This window comes from Micromonospora sp. BL4, from assembly GCF_003667505.1.
In the GTDB taxonomy this organism is placed as follows: Bacteria; Actinomycetota; Actinomycetes; order Mycobacteriales; family Micromonosporaceae; genus Micromonospora.
On the sequence record NZ_RCVJ01000133.1, the window covers coordinates 1 to 6,651 of the forward strand.

Consider the following 6,651-nt stretch of genomic DNA (forward strand, 5'->3'; position numbering starts at 1 on the left):
GCCCAGCCAGGTTCGCCACAACCAGCGTCTCCCCCCGCCGCATCAGCAGGAACTGATCCCCATGCTGCACAGAAACCGCGTGCAACCGAGGATCCGACAAGTCAGGAAGCGACCGACGCAGCGCAATCAACCGCTGGTAGAACGCCAACATCTCCCGATGCTCAGGCTTGTCCAGCTCCGCCCAGTCCAACCGCGACCGCACAAACGTCTGCGGGTCCTGCGGATCGGGCACGTCCCCTTCAGGCCATCCGTGCGCCGCGAACTCCCGCCGCCGCCCGTCCACCACAGCAGACGCCAACTCCGGCTCCGGATGCGACGTGAAGAACTGCCACGGCGTAGAAGCCGCCCACTCCTCCCCCATGAACAGCATCGGCGTAAAGGGCGCGGTCAGCAGCAACACCGCCCCCACCCGCAGCAACGAAGGCGACAAAGAAGCCGAGATCCGATCCCCGGTAGCCCGGTTCCCGATCTGGTCATGGTTCTGCAAATAGGCCACCAGCCGATGCCCAGGCACCCGCGAGTCCAGAGGCCGCCCATGGTGCCGGTTACGGAAGCTCGACCAGGTGCCCGCGTGGAAGAACCCCCCGGTCAGCACGTCCGACAGCGTTTCGAGGGACCCGAAGTCGCCGTAGTACCCCTGCCGCTCCCCCGTCAACAACGTGTGCAGCGCGTGGTGGGCGTCGTCGTTCCACTGGGCGTGCAGCCCGAACCCACCAGCCTCCCGAGGCGTGATCAGCCGTGGATCGTTGAGGTCGGATTCGGCGATCAGCGACAACGGCCGCCCGAGGTGCGTCGACAACGACTCAACGGAAACGGCCAGCTCTTCCAAAATCGGAACGGCCCGCGAGTCGGGCAGGGCGTGCACGGCGTCCAGGCGCAGGCCGTCGACGTGGTAGTCGCGCAGCCACATGAGCACGCTGTCGATGATGTAGCGGCGTACCTCGTCGGAGTGCGGGCCGTCCAGGTTGATCGAGCGGCCCCAACTGTTGCTCTGCTCGGCGAGGTACGGCCCGAACCGCGGCGCGTAGGCCCCGGAGGGCCCGAAATGGTTGTAGACGACGTCGAGGATCACCCCCAGCCCCTTGGCGTGGGCGGCGTCGACGAGCCGTTTCAGGCCGTCCGGGCCGCCGTAGGGCTGGTGTGGGGCGTACCAGCAGACACCGTCGTACCCCCAGTTGTGTTCGCCGTTGAAGGCGTTGACCGGGAGCAGTTCGATCAGGTCGACGCCCAACTCGACGAGGTGGTCGAGGCGGTCGATGGCCGCGTCGAAGGTGCCCTCCGGGGTGAAGGTGCCGATGTGCAGCTCGTAGAGGATGCTGCCGGGCAGTTGCCGGCCTGTCCACGAGCTGTCGGACCACGCAAAGGCGGCGTGGTCGTAGCGTCGGCTCGGCCCGTGCACACCAGCAGGCTGCCACGGCGACCGGGGGTCGGGCAGCGGGGTTTCGTCGTCGTTCAGCAGAAAGGAGTAGTCGAGCCCGGCGTCGGGCACCTCGACCCGCCACCAGCCGTCGGCGGCGGCGCGCATCTCGTGGTCGCCGTCGCCGGGCAGGCGCAGCCGGACCCGGGTGGCGTCCGGCGCCCACACGGTGAATTCGGTCATCACGCAGCCTCCACGGAAGCGGTGGAAGGAGCCAGCAGTGCGACGGGATAGTCGGCCAGCAGATCGGCCACGGAGGTCTCCCCGCCACTGTAGACCCGGCCGGTGAACAGGTCCTTCACCTCGTTAACGGGAAGCGACAGGACTGTGTCACACCAGCCGCCAGCTCGGGCCAGGCCCAGCGGCAGCCGGGTGGCCACGGCGATCGCGCCGCCCCGGTCGAAGGCCACCGCGTGCCGCCCCTCCGGCCCGTGCGCCGGCACCGGCCGGTAGCCGGTGAACAGCTCCGGGTGCGCCCGCCGCAGCCGCAGGGTCCGCGAGACCACGAGCAGCTTCGCGGCGCCACTGTCGTCCACCGGGGGACGCCAGCCGCCGTCCAGGCGTGCCAGCAGCTCCCGGCGTACGGGAAAGTCGACCGGGCGGCGGTTGTCGGGGTCGACGAGGGAGTTGTCCCACAGCTCGGTGCCCTGGTAGGTGTCCGGGACCCCGGGCATGGCGAGCTGCACCAGTTTCTGGCCCAGCGAGTTGGACCAGCCGGCCGGGGTGATCGCGGTCGCCAGCTCGGTCAGCTCGTCGTGCAGGCTCGGGTCGTCGTACATCAGGTCGACCACTGCGTGCATGGCCTGCTCGAAGACCGGGTCGGGGTCAGCCCAACTGGTCGAGGTCGACGCCTCCCGGGCGGCCTTCTCGACGTACGCGTGCAGCCGCTCCCGTTCGATGGGCCACGCGCCGACGGCGGTCTGCCACAGCAGGTGGGCGAACGCGGGGTCGGGCAGCGGGGCGTACTCCATCCAGCTCTTGACCTGCTCCGCCCAGCGGCCCGGCAGCTCGCTGAGCACGGCCAGGCGGGCGCGAACGTCCTCGCCGCGTTTGGTGTCGTGGGTGGAGATGGTGGTCATGCTCGCCGGCCAACGGACCTGCTGGGCGGCGGCGAAGCGGTGGAACTCCGCCGGCGGCACCCCGAAGTGGGCGGGGCTGTCGCCGACCTCGTTGAGCGCCACGAACCGGCTCCACCGGTAGAAGGCGGTGTCCTCCACGCCCTTCGCCATCACCGCGCCGGTGAACTGGGGAAAGCGCTGGGCCAGCTCGTCGTCGGGGTCCCGCAGCCGGCGGGTGACCGCGTCCAGGGCGAGCGTCAGGTCGGGGCGGCGTCGGCCCGCCTCTGAGCGGGCGGCGGCGAGGTGCCGGGCGCCGTGCGGCGGGTAGCCCCGGTAGACGGCGAACGCGGCGGCCAGCTCGGCGAGCGCCGCGCGGGCCTGCTCGGTCGGCACGTCGGGGGCGAGCGCGGCCAGCCGGGTCAGCTCGGCGGCGAGCAGCCGGGTGGCGGCGGCCAACTTGGTGGCGTGGGTCAGGTCCTCCCACGAGGTGTGCTGCCCGGTCAGCCGGGTGTCCAGCACGGTGAAGTCGCCCTCGGCGTCGGTGTCGATGAAGAGCCCGCCGACCGCGGCGAGGGCGTCGTAGCCGGTGGTGCCGTCCACCGGCCAGTCCGGCAGCTCCTCGCCGTACTCCAGGATCTTCTCCACGATCAGCCAGGCGTCCGGCGCGGCGGCCCGCAGCCGGGTCAGGTAGCCCTCGGGGTCGCGCAGCCCGTCGGGGTGGTCGACGCGGATGCCGTCGACCTCCCCGGCGGCGGCCCAGCGCAGGATCAGCTCGTGGGTGGCGGCGAACACCGCCGGGTCCTCCACCCGCAGCCCCGCCAGGTCCGAAACGGCGAAGAACCGGCGGTACGTCAGCTCGGCGTCGCCGCGCCGCCAGGAGATCAGCTCGTAGTGCTGCCGGTCGTGCACCTCGCGGGCGCTGCCGTCGCCGGTGCCGTCGGCGATCGGGAACCGGTGCTCGTGGTAGCGCAGCTCCCCGTCGACCACCTTCAGGTCGTTCAGGGCGGCCGGGTCGTCGGCCAGCACCGGCAGCAGCAGCCGGCCCCGGTCCCAGTCGATGTCGAACCAGTCGGCGTACGCGGAGGCGCGGCCCCGGCGCAGCACGTCCCACCAGGCGGGGTTGGCCGGTGGTACGGCCACCCCGGCGTGGTTGGGCACGATGTCGACGACCAGGCCGAGCTTCTTGTCGCGCAGCGCCCGCAGCAGCCGCTGCCGACCCGCCTCGCCGCCCAGCTCCGGGTTGACCGCGCGGTGGTCGACCACGTCGTAGCCGTGCGCGGAGCCGGGGGTGGCGGTCAGCAGCGGCGCGCTGTAGAGGTGGCTGACGCCGAGATCCGCCAGGTAGTCGGCGATCTCGGCGGTGGCGTCCAGGCCGAAGCCGGGGCGGACCTGCACCCGGTAGGTGGCCGTCGGCGTCTTCTGGTCGGGCTGAGGGGTGGCAGCCATCTCAGATCGTCCTCTCCAGCACCACCAGGGAACGGTCCGGCACCCGGAGGCTGCCTCCCGCGCTGATCACCGTGACGTCGTCCGGTTCGGGCTCGGCGGTGCTGACGACGCGTTCCCACTTCTGGCCGTACTCGCTGCCGGGCAGGGTGAAGTCCAGCGGCGCGTCGTGGGCGTTGAAGCAGAGCAGGAACGAGGCGTCGTGGTGCTTCTGGCCGTACTGGCCGCGCTCGCGGATGCCCTCGCCGTTGACGAAGAGCGCCACCGAGCGGCCGAAGTCGTTGCCCCAGTCCTCGCCGGTCATCTCCCGCCCGTCCGGGGTGTACCAGGCCAGGTCGGGCAGCGGCTCGTCGACCTCGCGCCCGCCGACCGGCAGGCCGGTGAAGAACCGGCGGCGGCGGAACACCTGGTGCCGCTTGCGGAAGGCGGTGAGCGTCCGGGTGAACTCCAGCAGCTGGGAGTCGGCGTTGTCCCAGTCGATCCAGGCCAGCTCGCTGTCCTGGCAGTAGGCGTTGTTGTTGCCCCGCTGGGTGCGGCCCAGCTCGTCGCCGTGGCCGATCATCGGCACGCCCTGCGACAGCATCAGGGTGGCCAGGAAGTTGCGCCGCTGCTTGGCGCGCAGGGCGAGCACCGCCTCGTCGTCGGTGTCGCCCTCGACGCCGCAGTTCCAGGACCGGTTGTGGCTCTCCCCGTCCCGGTTGTCCTCGCCGTTGGCCTCGTTGTGCTTGTCGTTGTACGAGACGAGGTCGTTGAGCGTGAACCCGTCGTGCACGGTGACGAAGTTGATGCTGTGGAAGGGCCGGCGGCCGTCGTCCTGGTAGAGGTCGGCGGAGCCGGAGATGCGGGACGCGAACTCCGCCAGGGTCGCCGGCTCGCCGCGCCAGAAGTCCCGCACGGTGTCGCGGTACTTGCCGTTCCACTCGGTCCACAGCGGCGGGAAGTTGCCCACCTGGTAGCCGCCGGGGCCGACGTCCCACGGCTCGGCGATCAACTTGACCTGGCTGACCACCGGGTCCTGCTGGACCACCTCGAAGAAGGTGGAGAGCCGGTCCACCTCGTAGAACTCGCGGGCCAGGGTGGCCGCCAGGTCGAACCGGAAGCCGTCGACGTGCATCTCCTGCACCCAGTAACGCAGCGAATCCATGATCAGCTGGAGGGAGTGCGGGCTGCGCACGTTGAGGCTGTTGCCGGTGCCCGTGTAGTCGACGAAGTAGCGGCGGTCCTCCTCGCTGAGCCGGTAGTAGCTGGGGGCGTCGACCCCCTTGAAGCTCAACGTCGGCCCGAGGTGGTTGCCCTCGGCGGTGTGGTTGTAGACCACGTCGAGGATGACCTCGATGCCGGCCGCGTGCAGCGCCTTGACCATGCCGCGGAACTCCTGCACCTGCTGACCCAGCCGGCCCAGGGCGGAGTAGCCGTGGTGCGGGGCGAAGAAGCCGATGGTGTTGTAGCCCCAGTAGTTGCGCAGCCCCAGGTCGACGAGCCGGTTGTCGTGGATGAACTGGTGCACCGGCATCAGCTCGATGGCGGTCACGCCCAGCCGGGTCAGGTGCTCGATCATCGGCGGGGAGGCGATGCCGGCGTACGTGCCGCGCAGCTCCTCCGGGATGTCCGGGTGGCGCATGGTAAGCCCGCGCACGTGCGCCTCGTAGATCACCGAGTGGTGGTACGGGGTGCGCGGCGGCTTGTCGTTGCCCCAGTCGAAGTACGGGTTGACCACCACCGACTTCGGCATGAACGGCGCCGAGTCGGTCTCCGACATCCGCTCCGGGTGCTCCAGGTCGTAGTCGTAGACCGCCGGGTCCCACTCCACGTCGCCGTCGATCGCCTTCGCGTACGGGTCGAGCAGCAGCTTGTGCGGGTTGCAGCGCAGCCCGTTCGCCGGGTCGTACGGCCCGTGCACCCGGTAGCCGTAGCGCTGGCCCGGCTCGATCCCCGGCAGGTACGCGTGCCACACGTACGCGTCCACCTCACGCAGCTCGACCCGCAGCTCGGCGCCGGTGTCCCACTCGTCGAAGAGGCACAGCTCGACCCGCTCGGCCAGCTCCGAAAAAATGGCGAAGTTGGTGCCCATCCCGTCGTAGGTGGCGCCCAGGGGATACCGCTCGCCCGGCCAGACCTGCATGTCGCTCCTTCAGACCCATGGTCATGGACGCACCGCGTCATGAGCGCACAGCGGACCGGCCGCGTGCACGCACGCCGGTATTGCCCGTCGCCCGCTCGCGCCAATCCATCCTTTCAGGCGATGCCCGGAATCCACCTGTCTGATGCGCACCAGACCATCAGGTGTCTTCCGTCACCTTGACCCCTCTCAGGATGCGCAACGGCGTTCGATGCCCTTTGCTTGTTCAGGGGCACGCGCCCGCGCGCAGCCCCACTCGGCCCTCGGCCACCCCGCCACCTCCCCTTACGCCGCCACCGCTGCCGGCGCGTACCACCATGCCTGGACGGAGATTGATGTGACGACCCTGCGGGTCGGCGAGCAGCTCGCTACCACCCCGGATCGGATCCACCGACCCACCCTGACCTCCCGGCCCCAGCTCCCGGCGCAGCCCGGCCCGGGGGTGCCCCCGCAGACCCGCCGCATCCTGCTGCTCTCGTGGGAGTACCCGCCGGTGCTCGTCGGCGGGCTCGGCCGACACGTCCACGCCCTCTCCGTCGCCCTCGCCGCCGCCGGCCACGAGGTCACCGTCGTCACCCGCCACGCCGAAGGCGCACCCCTGGAGGAATTCGCCG

General features: G+C 70.7%; 4 protein-coding genes. 1 reads left to right on the forward strand and 3 read right to left on the reverse strand.

From position 1 onward, the window contains the following. From treZ to glgX, 3 genes are all read right to left on the reverse strand, one after another. On the reverse strand, nt 1–1,600 hold a 1,600-nt coding region (gene treZ, locus EAD89_RS15615), incomplete at its 3' end, for a malto-oligosyltrehalose trehalohydrolase (RefSeq protein ID WP_121676228.1). Next, the gene (gene treY / locus EAD89_RS15620; protein ID WP_121676229.1) at nt 1,600–3,921 is read right to left on the reverse strand and encodes a malto-oligosyltrehalose synthase; all 2,322 of its coding nucleotides are present in this window, start codon (nt 3,919–3,921) and stop codon (nt 1,600–1,602) included. The genes treY and treZ, both read right to left, overlap by 1 nt. 1 nt (nt 3,922) lies before the next feature. After that, on the reverse strand, nt 3,923–6,040 hold the full coding sequence (gene glgX / locus EAD89_RS15625; protein WP_121676230.1) for a glycogen debranching protein GlgX: 2,118 nt from the start codon (nt 6,038–6,040) through the stop codon (nt 3,923–3,925). Nucleotides 6,041–6,374: 334 nt separating this feature from the next. Here glgX and EAD89_RS31055 point away from each other — a divergent pair. After that, nucleotides 6,375–6,651, forward strand: a 277-nt coding sequence (locus tag EAD89_RS31055; RefSeq protein WP_147458807.1) for a glycogen/starch synthase, incomplete at its 3' end; no start/stop codon positions are given.

What these genes read in the sequence shown, in the direction of transcription:
- treY (WP_121676229.1), bottom strand. Translation starts at nt 3,921, where the DNA reads ATGGCTGCCACCCCTCAGCCCGACCAGAAGACGCCGACGGCCACCTAC.
- glgX (WP_121676230.1), bottom strand. Translation starts at nt 6,040, where the DNA reads ATGCAGGTCTGGCCGGGCGAGCGGTATCCCCTGGGCGCCACCTACGAC.